Annotated in this window: 15 protein-coding genes; 7 read left to right on the forward strand and 8 right to left on the reverse strand. The window is 67.6% G+C overall.

Features of this window, described 5'->3' with window-relative positions:
* Positions 1-129: 129 nt before the first annotated feature.
* A complete protein-coding gene (locus FHT98_RS17905; protein ID WP_113585379.1) occupies positions 130-795 on the forward strand; it encodes a class I SAM-dependent methyltransferase in 666 nt (221 codons plus the stop codon).
* Positions 796-830: 35 nt separating this feature from the next.
* Here the strand turns inward: FHT98_RS17905 and FHT98_RS17910 are convergent, their stop codons facing one another.
* The gene (locus tag FHT98_RS17910; RefSeq protein WP_142114802.1) at positions 831-1,769 is read right to left on the reverse strand and encodes a methyltransferase domain-containing protein; all 939 of its coding nucleotides are present in this window, start codon (positions 1,767-1,769) and stop codon (positions 831-833) included.
* A gap of 179 nt (positions 1,770-1,948) precedes the next feature.
* Between FHT98_RS17910 and FHT98_RS17915 the strand changes: the two genes are divergently transcribed.
* Entirely contained in the window at positions 1,949-2,977 is a 1,029-nt protein-coding gene (locus FHT98_RS17915; RefSeq protein ID WP_349236272.1) for a ligase-associated DNA damage response exonuclease, read from the forward strand.
* 7 nt (positions 2,978-2,984) lie between these two features.
* Here the strand turns inward: FHT98_RS17915 and FHT98_RS17920 are convergent, their stop codons facing one another.
* Positions 2,985-3,761, reverse strand: a complete 777-nt coding sequence (locus tag FHT98_RS17920) for an SGNH/GDSL hydrolase family protein (protein WP_113585337.1) — start codon at positions 3,759-3,761, stop codon at positions 2,985-2,987.
* Between the two features lie 113 nt (positions 3,762-3,874).
* Here FHT98_RS17920 and FHT98_RS17925 point away from each other — a divergent pair, with 113 nt between their 5' ends.
* From FHT98_RS17925 to FHT98_RS17935, 3 genes are all read left to right on the forward strand, one after another.
* On the forward strand, positions 3,875-5,512 hold the full coding sequence (locus FHT98_RS17925) for a cisplatin damage response ATP-dependent DNA ligase (RefSeq protein WP_142114803.1): 1,638 nt from the start codon (positions 3,875-3,877) through the stop codon (positions 5,510-5,512).
* A 147-nt stretch (positions 5,513-5,659) separates the two neighbouring features.
* On the forward strand, positions 5,660-6,340 hold the full coding sequence (locus FHT98_RS17930; RefSeq protein WP_061965284.1) for a response regulator transcription factor: 681 nt from the start codon (positions 5,660-5,662) through the stop codon (positions 6,338-6,340).
* A gap of 104 nt (positions 6,341-6,444) precedes the next feature.
* The gene (locus tag FHT98_RS17935) at positions 6,445-6,699 is read left to right on the forward strand and encodes a DUF6460 domain-containing protein (protein ID WP_244492708.1); all 255 of its coding nucleotides are present in this window, start codon (positions 6,445-6,447) and stop codon (positions 6,697-6,699) included.
* 3 nt (positions 6,700-6,702) lie between these two features.
* Here FHT98_RS17935 and FHT98_RS17940 read toward each other — a convergent pair whose 3' ends face one another.
* On the reverse strand, positions 6,703-7,791 hold the full coding sequence (locus FHT98_RS17940; RefSeq protein WP_142114804.1) for a quinone-dependent dihydroorotate dehydrogenase: 1,089 nt from the start codon (positions 7,789-7,791) through the stop codon (positions 6,703-6,705).
* Complete coding sequence (locus tag FHT98_RS17945; RefSeq protein ID WP_091856048.1) at positions 7,788-8,132, reverse strand: DUF952 domain-containing protein; 345 nt, start codon at positions 8,130-8,132, stop codon at positions 7,788-7,790. The genes FHT98_RS17940 and FHT98_RS17945 overlap by 4 nt, the downstream gene beginning before the upstream one ends.
* 167 nt (positions 8,133-8,299) lie before the next feature.
* Between FHT98_RS17945 and FHT98_RS17950 the strand changes: the two genes are divergently transcribed.
* Positions 8,300-8,929 carry a S24 family peptidase gene (locus tag FHT98_RS17950; protein ID WP_142114805.1) on the forward strand — a complete coding sequence of 210 codons (630 nt, stop codon included), beginning with the start codon at positions 8,300-8,302 and terminating at the stop codon, positions 8,927-8,929.
* A gap of 14 nt (positions 8,930-8,943) precedes the next feature.
* Here the strand turns inward: FHT98_RS17950 and FHT98_RS17955 are convergent, their stop codons facing one another.
* From FHT98_RS17955 to FHT98_RS17970, 4 genes are all read right to left on the reverse strand, one after another.
* Complete coding sequence (locus FHT98_RS17955; RefSeq protein ID WP_142114806.1) at positions 8,944-10,392, reverse strand: sensor histidine kinase; 1,449 nt, start codon at positions 10,390-10,392, stop codon at positions 8,944-8,946.
* An 11-nt stretch (positions 10,393-10,403) separates the two neighbouring features.
* The gene (locus FHT98_RS17960) at positions 10,404-11,849 is read right to left on the reverse strand and encodes a dihydrolipoyl dehydrogenase family protein (RefSeq protein WP_185745208.1); all 1,446 of its coding nucleotides are present in this window, start codon (positions 11,847-11,849) and stop codon (positions 10,404-10,406) included.
* Positions 11,850-11,954: 105 nt separating this feature from the next.
* Positions 11,955-14,285, reverse strand: coding sequence for a putative bifunctional diguanylate cyclase/phosphodiesterase (locus FHT98_RS17965; protein WP_061965270.1), 2,331 nt, complete (start codon positions 14,283-14,285; stop codon positions 11,955-11,957).
* A gap of 158 nt (positions 14,286-14,443) precedes the next feature.
* On the reverse strand, positions 14,444-15,385 hold the full coding sequence (locus FHT98_RS17970; RefSeq protein ID WP_091856044.1) for an enoyl-CoA hydratase-related protein: 942 nt from the start codon (positions 15,383-15,385) through the stop codon (positions 14,444-14,446).
* A 421-nt stretch (positions 15,386-15,806) separates the two neighbouring features.
* Between FHT98_RS17970 and FHT98_RS26245 the strand changes: the two genes are divergently transcribed.
* Entirely contained in the window at positions 15,807-15,968 is a 162-nt protein-coding gene (locus FHT98_RS26245) for a hypothetical protein (RefSeq protein ID WP_170843316.1), read from the forward strand.
* The last annotated feature ends 57 nt before the right edge of the window (positions 15,969-16,025 follow it).

A 16,025-nucleotide genomic window follows, 5' to 3' on the forward strand; every position in this document is an offset into this window, starting at 1 on the left:
AGGGGAATGAGGAGGGTAAGGCTTTGGTTGATCGCAGACTGCAGGCTGGTTCACTTCGAGAGGCCGGAATGCCTGCTGGCGACCCAATGGAGATATTGCGGGGCGCTATCTCGTGTCCTATCCACGATTATGGACGCATTCGCCGACCCCCAACTTGCCGCACGTTATGCGGAGAACCCACCTCGGATGGTGCCCGGTTTTGCGGACATGCAACGCATGGCCATGCTTCTTATCGCAGAGCGCGCACCAGACGACGCGAAGGTCCTGGTTCTCGGTGCGGGCGGAGGCCTCGAGATAAAGGTCTTCGCCACGGCAAAGCCCGGCTGGGGCTTCGTCGCGGTCGATCCGTCTGCTCCGATGCTGGACTTGGCGCGATTGACGCTCGGGGAGCTCGCAGCGCGGGCCTCGTTTCACCAAGGGTTCATCGATATCGCGCCGGCGGGGCCGTTCGACGCGGGAGCCTGCATTCTGACGCTTCACTTCATCGAGCGGGAAGAGCGCTTGCGCACGCTTCGAGAGGTCCGCAGGCGGCTGAAACCCGGCGCTCCATTCGTTGTTGCCCATTACAGCATCCCGCAAGACGAGGTCGATCTGTGGATGTCTCGGGTTGCCGCCTTTGCGATTTCATCCGGGATCGAGCCTTCGCATGCCAGGAAGGCGCAAGATGCGGTCGCGGAACGTCTACCCATCCTTTCGCCCGAAGACGACCAGCAGCTCTTATATGAGGCTGGCTTTAGCGAAATCAGCCTCTTTTATGCAGGATTCGCGTTCCGTGGCTGGGTCGCCTACGCCTGACAGCGGCTTTGGTTATCGACCCCAGGCGGGCATCCTCACCGCTTCTCCGCCACGACCAGCAGCCCCGGCACGGGGGTGCCGCGATCCTGCCGCGTGCTGGCGGGTTCGACGAGTACGGGAGTGAGCCCGGCTTCCAGGAGCCGCTCTCGTAGCCAGTCCTCCGCATGCGCGAACCGTCTATCATCGCCCACGACCACTCCTTCGCCGTCATGGCTCTGCACCGTGAAGGCCAGCAATCCGTCCGGCTCCAGCACGCGCGCGCTCTGGGCGAAGCAGGGCGCGAGCTCGCCGAGATAGACGAAGACATCGGCCGCGACGACGAGATCGGCGGAGGCGTCGGGCCGGCTGGAGAGGAAGCTCGTGAGCCCCGCGACGGCGAGCTTGTCGTAGAGCGGCGTGCCGTCGGGCGCGAGCTTGGTCCGCGCCCGCTCGATCATGCGTGGCGAGAGATCGCAGCCGGCGATGAAGCCGCTCTGCTCATGGATCGCCTCGCCCATCAATCCGGTGCCGCAGCCGAGGTCGTAGACGATGTCGAACCGGAAGGGCCGGCCGGCGTTGCTGCAGAAGCGGACGAGCGCAGCCTTCAGCAGGTCGGGGGCGTTGTAATGCAGGGTTTGCGTGAGATGGCTGTCGAAGCGGTCGGCATAGGCGTCGAACAGCGCGCCGGAGAAGTTTTCCGAGGTTGCCTGCTCAGCCGGCAAGGCGCCGATGCGGGCGAGATCGAGCCGCGCGCCGAAATGGTCGTTGGGGTCGAGGTCGAGGCATTGCCGCCAGGCGGTGGCGGCGTCCTCCTTGTGGCCGAGCGCTTCCTGCGCCAGCCCGTAGAGATGCCAGGCGGCGGTGAAGTGATAGGCTTGCGCCACGGTTTGGTCGAGGATGTCCACCGCGGTTTGTGGATCGCCGTCTTCCAGCGCCGCTTTGGCTCGGCCGTAGCGGCGGTCGAGCACCGGGTCGCCGGAGCTGGCGAAATGCATGGGCGAATCCTCGGAGGTGGGGGAAGCGGGTCTAGAGTAACGCAACGCGAAGCGAAATTCGCCTTTCGAAGCAGTCCAATGCCAATTTCGGGTGGTTGGCGGCCATTCGTCCGCCTCGCCACGCTGCACGGGGGAATCTGACGCTGGCCAGACAAAGCGCCCGCTGGCGCCCGTCCGAATTGCTGCTGCCGACGCCGGCCGGGCTCTATTGCCCGCCCGCCGACATCCATATCGACCCCGTTCGCCCGGTGGCACGGGCGCTGATCACCCATGGCCATTCCGACCATGCCCGCGCCGGCCATGGTGCCGTGCTGGCGACACGCGAGACGTTGGCGATCATGGCGCTACGCTACGGCGAAGGTTTCACCGGCTCGCAACAGGTTGCAGTGCCCGGCGAGGCAATCCGCATCGGCGAGGTCGATTTCACCTTCGTGCCGGCCGGCCATGTGCTCGGCTCCGCCCAGATCGCGGTCGAGAGCCGCGGCCTGCGGATCGTCGCCTCAGGCGACTACAAGCGCGAGCGCGACCCGACCTGCGCCGGTTTCGAGCCCATGCCCTGCGATATCTTCATCACCGAGGCGACCTTCGGCCTGCCGGTCTTCCGCCATCCGCCGGCATCGGGGGAGGTGGCCAAGCTGCTTGAATCCGTCAGGCTCTTCCCGGAGCGCACGCATATCGTCGGCGCCTATTCACTGGGCAAGGCGCAGCGCGTCATGGCCCTGATCCGCGAGGCCGGCTACAACAGGCCGATCTATATCCATGGCGCGGTCGAGAAGATCACCGCCTTCTATGAAGCCGAGGGCATCCCGCTCGGCGAGATCAGGTTGGTTTCCGAGACTGATCGCAAGACGCTGGGCGGCGAGATCGTCATCTGCCCGCCGAGCGCGACGCAGGATCTATGGGCGCGCCGCTTTCCCGATCCGGTCACGGCCTTCGCCTCGGGCTGGATGCGGATCAGGGCGCGGGCGCGCCAGAAGGGCGTCGAACTGCCGCTCGTCATCTCCGACCATGCCGATTGGGACGACCTGCTCGCGACGATCAGGGAGGTTCAGGCGGGCGAGATCTGGGTCACCCATGGCGAGGCCGATGCGCTTGTCCATTGGTGCGGCACGGCGGGCTTGAAGGCCAAGCCGCTGCATCTCGTCGGCTATGGCGACGAGGGCGAGGCCGATCCGGTCGAGGAGGCGGCAGATGCCGCGGCCGTCTAGGTTCCGATCAGCGCGAGGCGGCGACGACCGGGCGCGAGGGCGCGGCCATGCCGACCATCGCGTTCGCCATGTCGCGGGCGAGGCAGTCATAGCCCGCATCGCTCATGTGGAAACCGTCGGTCCAGAGCGCGGCCTTGAAGGCTTCGGCATCGCTGCGGTGCCATTCGCGCATCGCGTCATAGCGGCCGAAGACCGGCACGGCTTCGCGACGGGCGACATCGCCGACGGCCTCGACATATCGGCCGTAGCGCTGTGGATCGCGCACCGAGGGGAAATACTGCGGGTCGAGGATGGCGAGCGCCGGGCCGGCCTCGCGGACGAGCGAGATGCCTTCACCGACCATCGCCTTGAAGGCGTCGAGATCGCCGCCCTTGACGGCATCATTGGTGCCGACCTGCCAGATCACGAGATCATAGGAACGCGCGGCAAGCGCGGTCTTCAGCCGCGCGAGCGTCTGCGGGGCAGTCTCGCCGCCGATGCCGGCATTGACGATCTCGACCTGGGACTTGGGCCACGCCTTGCCGAGCAGCGCCTGGAGGCGGGCGGGATAGGTCCTGTCCTTGGCGCTGGCGCCGATGCCTTCGGTCGAGGACGAGCCGATGGCGAGGATGGCGAGCGGCTGGCCCTGCGAAACCTTGGCGGAGAGCGGCGCGAGCGCGGCGTTCGAGCGCACGATCGGCGTCTCGCGGCAGGAGAAGCTCGCCGCTTGCGCGGGGGCTCCGACCGAGACCGTGACAGCGATGGCAGGCAAGGCAAAGGCAAGAAACCGCATCGCTGCGCGCATCGGCGTGGCTCTCCCAGCTACTCCGCTGCCGTTAAGGTTTCCTTCATGAACGGTATCTGAACGATGCGGTGCAACAGGAACGAACCCAGGCACTGTGGCGCGGGGGCGACAGCATGAATCGCTTCGCCTGGCTGCTCGATCGCCTGGCCTATGAGCCGCGCCGCAACGCCAAGATCGCACTGATCGCCGATTACTTGCGCACCACGCCCGATCCCGATCGCGGCTATGCGCTGGCGGCGATGACGGGCGGACTGGTCTTCCGTAATGCCAAGGCTGGATTGATCCGCGCGCTGATCGCCGAGCGCACGGATCCGGCGCTCTTCGCTCTCTCCTATGACTATGTCGGCGATCTCTCGGAGACGGTCGCGCTGATGTGGCCGGCGCGGCATGGCGCCAACGCAGTGCCGCATCTGCCGGAGGTGGTCGAAAGCCTGCGCGAGGCCGGCAAGACCGACCTGCCGCGTCTCGTTGCCGGCTGGCTCGACGCGCTCGACGAGACCGGCCGCTGGGCGCTGCTGAAGCTCATCACCGGGGCCTTGCGCATCGGCGTCTCGGCCCGGCTCGCCAAGACGGCCGCCGCCAGCCTAGGTGGCGTGCCGCCGGACGAGGTCGAACAGGTCTGGCACGGGCTGGAGCCGCCCTATGCCGAGCTCTTTGCCTGGCTGGAGGGCAGGGGCGCGCGGCCCGAGGCACGCGATCCCGCGCCTTTCCGCCCGGTCATGCTCTCGCACCCGATCGAGGACGGCGATTTCGACAAGCTCGATCCGGCCGAATTCTCCGCCGAATGGAAATGGGACGGCATCCGCGTCCAGGCGGTGAGCGGGCGCAAGGCCGACGGCATGCGCGTGACCCGCCTTTATTCCCGCACCGGCGAGGATATCGCCGCTGCCTTCCCTGATCTCGTCGAGGAACTCACGGTGGACGGCGCACTCGACGGCGAGTTGCTGGTGATGCGCGAGAGCGCGGTCCAGAGCTTCAACACGCTGCAGCAAAGGCTCAACCGCAAGACCGTCACCGCCAAGATGCTGGGCGAATTCCCCGCTCATATCCGCGTCTATGACCTGCTCGTCGATGGCGAGGAAGATATCCGGCACTTGTCACTGGAGGAGCGGCGCCAGCGTTTGGAGGCCTTCCTGTCGCGCCTCGCCAGCATCCGCTTCGATCTCTCGCCGGTGATTCCCTTCGCCTCCTGGGAGGAACTGACGGCCGCCCGCGCCGATCCGGCCGGTGCGGGGGCAAGCGCCGATGCGGAAGCGGTCGAAGGCTGCATGATCAAGCGCCGCGATTCGCCCTATCTGCCCGGCCGCCCCAAGGGCTATTGGTGGAAATGGAAGCGCGATGCCCGGCTCGTCGACTGCGTGCTGATGTATGCCCAGCGCGGCCACGGCAAGCGCTCCTCCTTCTATTCCGACTACACCTTCGGTGTCTGGCGCGTCGGCGAGGACGGCGGGGAGGAACTCGTGCCGGTCGGCAAGGCCTATTTCGGCTTCACCGACGAGGAGCTGATCGAGATCGACAAATATGTCCGCAAGAACACGCTGAACCGTTTCGGCCCGGTGCGCGAGGTCACGCATGACGCGCAGTCGGGCCTCGTCTTCGAGGTCGCCTTCGAAGGTTTGCAGCGTTCGACCCGGCATAAATCCGGCCTCGCCATGCGTTTTCCCCGGATCAACCGCATCCGCTGGGACAAGCCGCCTGGTGAAGCCGACCATATCGAGGTGCTCGAAGCGCTGTTGCCGACCAATGGTTGAGCCGGAATGGGTTGCAGCCTTGCGCTTGCGGTGCTTGTGATGCGCGGCCGGCCTGGGGCAAAATGCCCGGGTCGGACGAATGCATCGGCCCGAAGCGGATAACGCGGTTTCGGGCGGGGGACGGTGCAGGCTTTAAGGAGTGGGGCGATGAGCAAGCAGCCTTCGACGCGGATCGTCATCGCGGACGATCATCCGCTGTTTCGCGGCGCGCTCCGCCAGGCCGTGTCGAGCGCCATCGGCGGTGCCGAGGTCAGTGAAGTCGGCTCGCTCGAGGCCCTGACCGAGGCGCTGGCCAGCGGCGGTGATGCCGATCTCGTCCTGCTCGATCTGACCATGCCGGGCGTGCAGGGCTTTTCGGGCCTGCTCTTCCTGCGGGCGGACCATCCGGAGATCCCGGTCATCGTCGTCTCCGCCAATGACGATCCGGCGGTGATTCGCCGCTGCATCGAGTTTGGCGCGCTCGGCTTCCTGCCCAAGACCGCGGACGTCGCGCAAATGGGCGAGGCGATCCGCGCCGTGCTCGACGGCGGGGTCTGGACCCCGCCGGGCGTCGATCTCTCCGCCCCGGTCGATGCCGAGATCGCCGACATGGTCCGCCGCATGTCGACACTGACGCCGCAGCAGGTGCGCGTGCTGATGATGCTGTCGGAAGGGCTCCTCAACAAGCAGATCGCCTATGAGCTCGGCGTCTCCGAGGCGACGGTGAAGGCTCATGTCTCGGCGATCCTGACCAAGCTCGACGTCGACAGCCGCACGCAGGCCGTAATCGCAGCCTCGAAGATCGCCGGCACCGCCTGGGCGACGGCGGGCGCCTCGGCCACGGCCTGAGGCAATCCGTTCAGACGCCGTTCAAGCGCGGTGGATTTCAGGTTAAGACAGCACAGAAGCGCCCCCGGAACGGCAGGGGGCGCAACAGGATGACGATTGCTTCCATGGAACGGTTTCTCGGCGGCTCGCCCCTTAGCGTCCTCGTCCGCCTGATCTTCATTTCGCTGCTGGTCGGCGCGGCAATGGCTTTCCTCGGCCTGTCCCCGCAGAATCTCTACGAGGCGGCCGCGCGCTTCCTGCGCTCGATCACTGGGCTCGGCTTCGGCGCGGTGCGCGAGGTCGCGCAGTGGCTGATTGCCGGCGCCCTGATCGTCGTGCCGCTCTGGCTGCTGATGCGGCTCTTCGCGGCGCGGAAGTAAGCTCTACAGCCCTTCTCCGCGCGCGATCGCAGCCGCATCGCGCCCGATCAGGGCCGTCAGGCGCGTCAGCCCGGCGCGGCGCGCCTGGGCGGCGAGCCCTGCCTTGATCTCTTTGGCGAGGCCCGGCCCCTTGAACACCATCGCCGAATAGAACTGCACCAGCGTAGCCCCAGCCCGGATCTTGGCGAAGGCGGTCTCGGCCGAATCGACTCCACCGACGCCGATCAGCGGGAACTGCCCTTCGACGCGCAGGAAGGCTTCGGCCAGGATGCGGGTCGAGGCGGTGAAGAGCGGCTTGCCGGAGAGCCCGCCCGTCTCGGCCTTGCTGGTGCTGCGCAGGGTCAGCGGGCGCGTGACCGTGGTGTTCGAGACGATCAGGCCATCGATGCTGCGCTTGCGTGCGACCGCGATCATGCCGTCGAGCTCGGGCAGGGTCAGGTCCGGCGCGACCTTGACGAGGACCGGCGTGCGCCTGCCGCCGGCTGTCGCCTCGTCCCGCGCGGCGAGCGTGCGCGCCACGAGGTCATCGAGCGCGCTTTCCGCCTGCAGGTCGCGCAGGCCCGGCGTGTTCGGCGAGGAGACGTTGATCGTCAGGAAATCGGCATGTGGTGCCAGCCGGCGCGCCAGCGTGGCGTAGTCGGCGGCACGGTCGGCGGAATCCTTGTTGGCTCCGAGATTGACGCCGACGAGCCCGCCGCGCCCCCGCCGGGCTTCGAGCCGCTTCGCGACGGCCTCCATGCCCTCGCTGTTGAGGCCGTAGCGGTTGATCACGGCCTCGTCCTCGAGCAGCCGGAAGACGCGCGGGCGCGGATTGCCGGGCTGCGGCAGCGGCGTCACGCCGCCGATCTCGACGAAGCCGAAGCCCAGGCCCAACGCGCCGTCGACCGCTTCCGCATGCTTGTCGAAGCCGGCGGCGAGGCCGACCGGATTGGGGAAGGAGAGCCCGAAGGCCTCGGTCGCGAGCACGGGGTCGTCGGCACCTGGCCTCAGGGCAGGCGCCGCGGCCAGTGCCGCGACGGTCAGGCGATGGGCCGTCTCCGCATCCATGCGGTGGATCAGCGGCCGGGCGAGGTTGAACAGGCCGCCGATCATGCGAGCGTCTCCGGAATGGCGTGGCTGCCGTCGCGTGTCAGCGGCATGGGAGCGACCCAGTGAACCGCCTTCGGATCGAGCGGGGCGTAGAGATGCGGAAAGAGCGCCCCGCCGCGCGAGGGCTCGTAGCGCAGGGCCGGGCCGAGGCGCCCGTCGTCGACGGCGATGAGCAGGAGGCCGTCCTGCCCGGCAAAATGCTTCGCTGCGGTCTCGGCGACCTGGGCACCCGTGGAGAAATGGATGTAGCCGTCGGCGAGGTCGACCGGGGCGCCGTCGAAGCGGCCCTTGGCCTCCGCCTCGGACCAGAGCGCGGCAGGGCATATCTTGTAGATCAGGGGCACCGGAGGTCTCGCGCGCGCATGTCGGGCACCGGCTTAAACGCTGGCAGGAGGATTCCGCAAGTCGCTGTCGGATTGCGGCGAGATTCGGATTGAAATCTTATCTGATAGGGGATATTTCCTATCTTCAATCCCCGCCGAACGGCAAGAGCGAAGCGAGGCCCTCAGCGATGCTGTCACATGACCAGATCTGGGGGGCGATCGACACGCTGGCCCAGCGTTACGGCTTCACTGCCTCGGGGCTGGCGCGCAAGGCCGGGCTCGACGCCACCACCTTCAACCGCTCCAAGCGCGTCGCCCCCGACGGGCGCGAGCGCTGGCCCTCGACCGAATCGATCTCCAAGATCCTGGCCGCGACCGGCGCCTCCTTCGACGAGTTCATGAGCGTGGTGCTGCGCCGCGATCCCGCGCCTGCCCGGACGATCCCGCTGATCGGTTTCGCCCAGGCGGGCTCGGGCGGCTTCTTCGACGATGGCGGTTTTCCGGTCGGCACGGGCTGGGAGGAGGTCGCCTTTCCCGGCGTCGCCGACGAGAAGGCCTATGCGCTGGAAATCTCCGGTGATTCGATGCTGCCGCTCTATCGCGACGGCGACACCATCATCGTCTCGCCGACCGCGACGGTCCGGCGCGGCGATCGGGTCGTGGTCAAGACGGTGGAGGGCGAGGTGCTGGCCAAGCAGCTCAGGCGCCAGACCGCCAAGACGATCGAGCTCGCCTCGCTCAACCCGGAGCATGCCGACCGCGTGCTGAACCTCGTCGACATCGCCTTCATGGCGCGGGTGATCTGGGCGAGCCAGTAGGCGGAGATGATCCGTCAGTGCCCGTTTGCGCGGCGGGCCGGCAGCATCACCGCGAAGACCGCGCCGGCATCGGATGGCTCGAGCGCGATCGAGCCGCCATGGAGCCGGACCAGCTCGGCCGCGACCGCAAGGCCGAGGCCGGTCCCGCCGGGTGTCACCGAGCCCCGGAAGGCCTGGAACAGGTTGGCCCGCGCCCGCTCCGGCACGCCGGGTCCGTTGTCGATGATGCGCAAAGCCACCGAGCCGTTCTCCGGCCCGCCCGTCACCGTCAGCACCGGCAGGTCGCCGGGCTCCGCCCCGGCCCGTGTCAGCGCCTGGACCGAATTGCGCATCAGGTTCGTCAACACGCGCGCCATCTGGTCGGGATCGCAGGGCGCCGACAGTTCGGGCGGAACCCGGTTCTCGAAGCGCGGCTGCTTGCCGTCGCCGAGTCCGAGCATTTCCGCCTGCTCGGCGACGAGCTGCCGCAACGGGACATCGCGGATCGCAGGCGTGGCCTCGGCCGCGCGTCCATAGGCGAGGGTGGCCTGGCAGAAGTCGATGGCGCGCCCCAGCGTCGCGATCAGGCGCGGTGCGAAGCGGCGGATCTTGGCGTCGCGGGTCTCGATCAGCTGGTCGGACATCAACTGCGCCGCCGCCAGCATGTTGCGCAGGTCGTGATTGATCTTCGAGACGGCGAGGCCGAGCTCGGCGAGGTGCTTCTTGGTGCGCAGTTCGTCGGCGAGCGTCGCTTCCATGCGGGCGAGCGCGCGTTCCGCCTCGCCGATCTCGTCGGCGCGCAGGGAGGGCTCGATGATCCGCCGCGGGTTCTCGGGATCGGCCTCGAATTCCATGACATTGGCCGCCAGATGCCGGATCGGCCCGATGATCAGCGCATTGAGCGCGATATAGACGGCAAGCGCCGTCAGGCCGGTGATCAGCAGCGAGATCAGCAGCAGGCTCCACGAGAATTTCAGCATCGCCCGGCGCAGCGGCGCCTCGTCGATGACGATCTCGACGAAATCGGCGCCGCCGACGGCTTCGCCGACCACGCGGATCGGCATGGTCGCGGGCGCGACGAGGACGGCGAGCGCCTCCTTGATCGCGTTCATCCAGTCGAGGCTGCGCAGGTCAATCGAGCGCGAGACCTCCGGCGGCGGCATCGAATCGAGGCTGAGCAGCCGGCGTGCGCCGCCGACGCGCGCGGCGATCGCGCGGGCTCCGACGCCCATCAGCAGGCGGTTCTCGCTGCCCTCGGGCAGGCCGTCCTCCGGGGCGCCTTCCAGCACCAGCGCGGCGACCTGGGCGGCGGCGATCCGGTCATGCAGCCAGTTGCGGCGGAAATTCGCGATGGAGGGCAGATAGATCAGCACCTCCGCCAGCATGACGAAGAGCACGGTGACGAGCAGCAGCTTGGCCGAAAGGCCGAGGCGCGTGAGGCCGCGCGGTTGGCTGACCGAGAGGTCTGGCTTGGGTGCATGCATCGTCAGCGATCTTAGCCGAAACGCCTGAGAAAGCCGATCAGGCGGCGCAAGGCCGGCCGCGTGGTCAATGTCGCATGGAACGAGAGCGCGGCGCGGCGCGAGGCGTCCGCGCGGGCGAAGGCGGGCAGAGGCATGCCGGCGAGCTCGCTGACGCCGAGCCCGGCCCGCATTGCGATGCACCAAGGGGCGATCAATTCCCCCGCATTGTCGCCGACGATGGTGGCGCCGAGGATGCGACCCTTGCGGTCGACGACCGCCTTGACGAAACCGTCCGTCTCACCGGCAGCCTGTGCGGCCGCGTTCTCGGAGAACGGCCAGCGCAGCACCCGGATCGCTCCGGCCCTGGCAAGGGCTTCAGCCTCCGTCAGACCGATCGCGGCGATCTGGGGCCGGCTCCAGACGACGCGCGGCTCGCTCGCCGGATCGATCTTCACCGGCTGGCGAAACAGGATGCTGCGCAGCACGAGTCCGACATGGTCGTCGCCGGCCCGGTCGGGCGAGGCGGCCGCTGCGCCGCCTGCACAGGCCCCCATGGCATGGACGCGGCGATTGCTCGTCCGCAGGCTCCGGTCGACGCTGATACCGGAGGCATCGTGACGAATCCCGGCGAGATCGAGGTCGAGGCTGCCGATCGCGGGGCGGCGCTGGCCGCAGACGAAAAGATGCGAGCCTTCGATCGTGGTTTCGCCCGAGGGCGTCGCGAGGACGAGCCGAAGCCCCGAGCGGCTGCGTTCCACCCGCAGCGGCTCACAGCCTTCATGGAGATCCAGCCCCTCGCGCAGCAGCCGGCGCCGTAGGATCATTGCAGCTTCCTCATCGCGATCTGCGAGCAGCCCGTCCGGAGCGACGAGGTTTGCGAGGCAGCCGAGGCGGCGCAGGGCCTGGGCCAGGGCGACGCCCGCGTCGCCGATCACGATCGGCCGTTCGGGCAATCGGGTCAGGCCGGCGAGATCGGCCTCATGGAGAACAGGGGCGGAATCGAGCCCCGGCATCGCCGGCGACACAGCATGCGCGCCGGTGGCGATCACGAAGCGGCGCGCCTTGATCGGGCGGCCATCGACGGTGACCGTGCTGCGGCTGGTGAAATGGGCCTCGCTCCGGATGACGGTGATGCCCAGCGCAGCCAGGCGCTCGGCTGAATGATTGGCGCGGTCGGCGGACAGGGCACGCTGGATATGGTCGTGGATCTGGGCCGGGTTCGGCTGCGGCTCGGCCGCCGCGAGGCCGAGGCGCGCCGCATCGCGCAGCGCCTGCGCCCGGGCGGCGATCGCGATAAGGGCTTGAGTTGCGAGCGGTCCCCGGTCTCCGCCGATGGCGTTGCGCTCGACCAGAACGACCGGGACGCCGAAAGTCGCCGCGGCGATCGCGAGCGCAATGCCGTTCGCGCCCGCGCCAATGACGCAGATATCGGGTGTCAACGCGGCTGGTTTCGCCGCCTTGGCCGTGCCGTCGCTCACCGGGTGTCCCGTTTTGCTCGCTTGTCCCATCGCTGATGCGTTGCCGGGCCGGCGGAATCAAGGCCGCTGCGCAGGCGCTTCGGAAAAAGAACGCTGCTTGCCCGTTCAGGCCACGCTGCGGCTGCCGTTCCTGGCCTTGATGCCGGCGAGCGGCTCGGGGCGGCCGAACAGGAAACCCTGGGCGCGATGGGCGCCGAGGAGCTGGACGGCGATGCGCTGCTGCTCGGTCTCGATACCCTCGACGACGACGTTCATCTGCAGGCGGCGCGCCAGTTGGCAGACCGCCTCGATGACAGCCTTGGAGGCCTCGTTGGTGTGGACCTCGCGCGTGAAGCTCTGGTCGATCTTCACCTGCGCGAACGGGTAGGTCGAGAGATAGGCGAGCGAGGAATAGCCGGTTCCGAAATCATCCAGCGCGAAGGTGACGCCCAGGGCCCGCAACTCGTCGAGCACCGAGAGCGCCAGCTTCTCGTCCTCGATCAGCAGCGATTCCGTCACCTCCAGCATCAGGCGACGCGATTCGAGCTGCGAGGCGAGGAGGGCGTCCTTGACCGTTTCGACGATCCGGCGTGGCTCGCGGAACTGCAATGGCGAGACGTTGACGGAGACGCCGATGCCCGGCTCCCAGCTCGCGGCATCGCGGCAGGCCTGGCGGATCGCCCAGTCGCCCATGCCGGCGATCAGGCCGGACTGCTCGGCGATCGGGATGAACACGCCGGGCGGCACCATGCCACGGGTCGGGTGGCGCCAGCGCATCAGGGCCTCGCGCGACACGACCTTCTGGGTCTTCAGGTCGATGATCGGCTGGTAATAGAGTTCGAGCGTGCCGTCGGTGCAGGCCTTGCGCAGATCGATCTCGATCTCGTGCCGCTCCATCATCTCCTCGGCCATGGCCGGGTTGAAGAACATCACGGTGTTCCGGCCAGCCGATTTCGCCTTGTAGAGCGCTGTATCGGCATGGCGCAGCAGGTCGGCCGGATTGGCGCCGTCGTGTGGCGCCATCGCGATGCCGATGCTCGCCGTCACGTAGACGGTCTTGCCGTCGACGTCGAAGGCCCGCGCCATCACGTCGATCATGCGCTGGGCGATGGCGGTGACGACGACATGGTCTGCGGAGGGGAGGATCAGCAGGAACTCGTCGCCCCCGAAGCGGGCGAGCTGGTCGTTGCTGCGGATCGCGCTGCGCAGACGGCTCGCGGTCTCCATCAGCACATGGTCGCCCGTATCGTGGCCGAGGCTGTCATTGACCTGCTTGAAGCCGTCCAGGTCGAGATAGAGCAGCGCGAAGGCATCGCCGGTGCGCTCGAGCTTGGCGAAGGCTTCCGCGATCTGCGTGCTGTACTCGAACCGGTTCGCCAGCCCGGTGAGCTCGTCGAAGCGCGCCATCTGCTCGATGCGCGCCTCGGTCGCCTTGCGCTGGGTGGCATCCTCGGTGAGCATCAGGATGCCGCCCTCGGCAGCAGGCGCCAGCGTCACGACCAGTACGAGGCCGCCCCGCGTCACCAGCTCGCGACTGGTCGCCTGCTGGGTCGCCTGCAGCTCCGTCAGTGCCGCGCGGATGTCCCGCAGCTGGTCCTGGCTGATCACCTGCCGTTCGACCAGGAAGCGCGCGATCGCCGTCAAGGGTGTGCCGGGGAGGGCGAGCGTCTCCGGCAGGCCGTAGAGCGTGCTGTGGGGGGCATTGCTGACCGCGAGCTTGAGGCTGCGGTCGAACATCGCGAGCCCGTCGATCATCGTGTTGAGCGCGGCGTCGAGCGTCAGGTTCTGCGAGTGCAGGGCGGAGGCGAGCGCCTTCGACTGCTTGTTGGCGTCGCTGAGCGCGAGCAGGTTGCGATGCAGCGAGTTGGTGATCGCGATATTGGCCGCCACGTAGAGGAAGGCGAAATAGCCGATATAGCGGTAATAGGGATTATGGGCGCCGATCAGCCCGATCGCCATCGGGATGCAGAAGGTCAGGAGCTGCACCGCGACGAATTTCGGCCGGCCGGCGTTGCGCGCGACATAGCCGGAGGCGAGCGCGATGGTCGAGGCGACCGAGGTGATATGCGCGGCGGCATCGTCGGTCTGGACCAGCGCGACATAGCAGCTGTAGCCGAGGACGGCGCTGAACGCCGTGGCGCCCAGGAAATAGTCGCGGTCCCAGCGGCGGGTCTCGACATAGCTGTCCTGCGCATGGTTGCGCCGGCGATAGGCGATCACCGTCATGATGCGCAGGATGACGATCAGCGTCACCAGCACGGTGAGGACCATGAAGATGTCCATGCCGGTGGACACCCAGCACAGGAACGGCGTCAGGATGCCGGCGATGCCGCCGGGGACGATCGAGGCCGGCGACGAGAACAGCGAGCTGACCAGCAGCGTATAGCCGGTCAGGTCGATGGTCTCGCCCTGCTCGCGCTCGCCAGCTGTCATCAGTCGCTTGAGCGCGCCTGCCATCTACTCCTGCCTTTGCCGCCCTCGCGCATCACGACGCGCGAAGCTCGCACGTCGCGCATTGTGCCGAAGGGTTGTACGAGAGCAGAGGTAAATGCTTCGTGTGGTTTTCCGGGGGCCGTTCCCCCGAAAATCTGGCGGGACCTGATACGCGCCTTCGGTCAGACCGGGGCGAGGTGGCGCTGATAGACGCGGGCCAGCATCCGGTCCTGCGTCTGCGCAATGCGTTGCAGCTTCGAGATCGCGCTCGGGCTGAGGCGCAGCATGCAATTCGTCCAGATCTCGCCGAGATGGCCGAGTTCTTCGCGCAGGTCGCCATGGCGACGGTTGAAGGCCGAGAACAGCGCGGTCTTGGCGGCGTGGATCGGCAGCGAGTCGGCGCAGTATTTGCGGATCCAGTCCTCGCCCGTGCCGGTCGGGACCACCGCCTCGAGGCCGCCGGCCGCCATGAACTCCTGCGCGCTCATCTCCTCGCCGGAGAGCAGCATCTGCTCGGCGGCGCGCTGGCCCATGCGTCGCGACAGGATCGCCACCGCCGTGATCGGGAAATGGTTGAACTTGATCTCCGGGTAGACGAACGAGGCCTGTTCCTCGGCGATCATGACGTTGCACGAGCGCGGCGCGTCGATGCCGCCGCCGATCGCCTTGGCGTGGATCGTCGAGAGCGTCACCACGAGGCCGTTGAGGCCGCCTGAGTTCCAGATCGCACCTTCCGCCGAGAGCCGGGCGTATTCCGCCAGCGCGGCGCGGTCGTTCTTGGCCAGGCAGTCCAGGTAGAAATCGAGATCGCCGCCGAGCGTGAAGAACGGCCCCGTGCCGCGGAAGGCGAGGAAGCGCACCGGCGCGCGGTGATACTGGTCGGGGGCGCCCCATAGCGCGACGATCGCGCTCTGAATCTTCACCAGGCTGTCGAGCAGTTGCAGCGTGAAGACCGGCTTCAGCTCCGGCCGGATCGTGACCCAGAGCGTCTTGATGTCCGGCTCGTAGGCGATCTCCACCTCCGGCAGGAAGCCTGCCTTGTAGCGGATCGCATCGATGACTTCGCAACTCTCGAGCAGGGTCGGCGCAAGGCTTCCTGCTCTGACCTTCAAGGACTGCAACATGAAGCTACCCCACAAACTCCTTGATGCCCGCAGCGTAAACGAGCTTAACGAAGTGTAAACGAAATCCGGCGGAAATGGTTAATAGCATTAAGCTTTTTTCGATGACGCTGCGTCACGCGATGCGTTCTGAGACGCTCGGACGCCAACCTGGCAAGAGCCGCGCCGCCGTGATGCGAACGATGATTGCGTGGAGAGGCCCGAAGCTGGAAACAAATGAGTCGTGCCGCGGCCTGCGGGAGAAGGATCGTTTCCGGGCGGTAAAACCGGATCGGAGCTGGCTCGCTCCGGCACGATGCTGGCCCGTCATGGGGCAGGGCGGGCGGCGATCGACGGCCTTGTCCACCGGCGGCTGTGGGTCTAACGATACCGCCGCGAATTCGCCGCGTTCCCGCGTTCAAACATCTTTTGCCGAGCTGATGCCGTGACCCGCCAGACAGCCGAGGACGAGAAGCAGGCGCGCCTTGCCGCCGCGCTCCGCGAGAACCTGAAGCGCCGCAAGGCCCAGGCTCGCGCTCGCCGTTCGGACGAAGCGCAAGCGCGTGAGCCGGCCCCGCCCTCTCAGGCCGATTCCTCCCGGACCTGAACTCCCTTATTCTCCCATGCGCCGCCGGCCCTGTGCCCGGCCGGCCGAGCAGGACCC

Source organism: Allobosea sp. AK1, from assembly GCF_006714945.1.
GTDB classification, from domain to species: domain Bacteria; phylum Pseudomonadota; class Alphaproteobacteria; order Rhizobiales; family Beijerinckiaceae; genus Allobosea; species Allobosea robiniae.

Excerpts from the sequence above, each read along its gene's own strand:
- FHT98_RS17905 (WP_113585379.1), top strand. The coding sequence starts at position 130 with ATGGACGCATTCGCCGACCCCCAACTTGCCGCACGTTATGCGGAGAAC.
- FHT98_RS17910 (WP_142114802.1), bottom strand. The coding sequence starts at position 1,769 with ATGCATTTCGCCAGCTCCGGCGACCCGGTGCTCGACCGCCGCTACGGC.
- FHT98_RS17920 (WP_113585337.1), bottom strand. The coding sequence starts at position 3,761 with ATGCGCGCAGCGATGCGGTTTCTTGCCTTTGCCTTGCCTGCCATCGCT.
- FHT98_RS17925 (WP_142114803.1), top strand. The coding sequence starts at position 3,875 with ATGAATCGCTTCGCCTGGCTGCTCGATCGCCTGGCCTATGAGCCGCGC.
- FHT98_RS17930 (WP_061965284.1), top strand. The coding sequence starts at position 5,660 with ATGAGCAAGCAGCCTTCGACGCGGATCGTCATCGCGGACGATCATCCG.
- FHT98_RS17935 (WP_244492708.1), top strand. The coding sequence starts at position 6,445 with ATGGAACGGTTTCTCGGCGGCTCGCCCCTTAGCGTCCTCGTCCGCCTG.
- FHT98_RS17940 (WP_142114804.1), bottom strand. The coding sequence starts at position 7,791 with ATGATCGGCGGCCTGTTCAACCTCGCCCGGCCGCTGATCCACCGCATG.
- FHT98_RS17950 (WP_142114805.1), top strand. The coding sequence starts at position 8,300 with ATGCTGTCACATGACCAGATCTGGGGGGCGATCGACACGCTGGCCCAG.
- FHT98_RS17955 (WP_142114806.1), bottom strand. The coding sequence starts at position 10,392 with ATGCATGCACCCAAGCCAGACCTCTCGGTCAGCCAACCGCGCGGCCTC.
- FHT98_RS17965 (WP_061965270.1), bottom strand. The coding sequence starts at position 14,285 with ATGGCAGGCGCGCTCAAGCGACTGATGACAGCTGGCGAGCGCGAGCAG.
- FHT98_RS17970 (WP_091856044.1), bottom strand. The coding sequence starts at position 15,385 with ATGTTGCAGTCCTTGAAGGTCAGAGCAGGAAGCCTTGCGCCGACCCTG.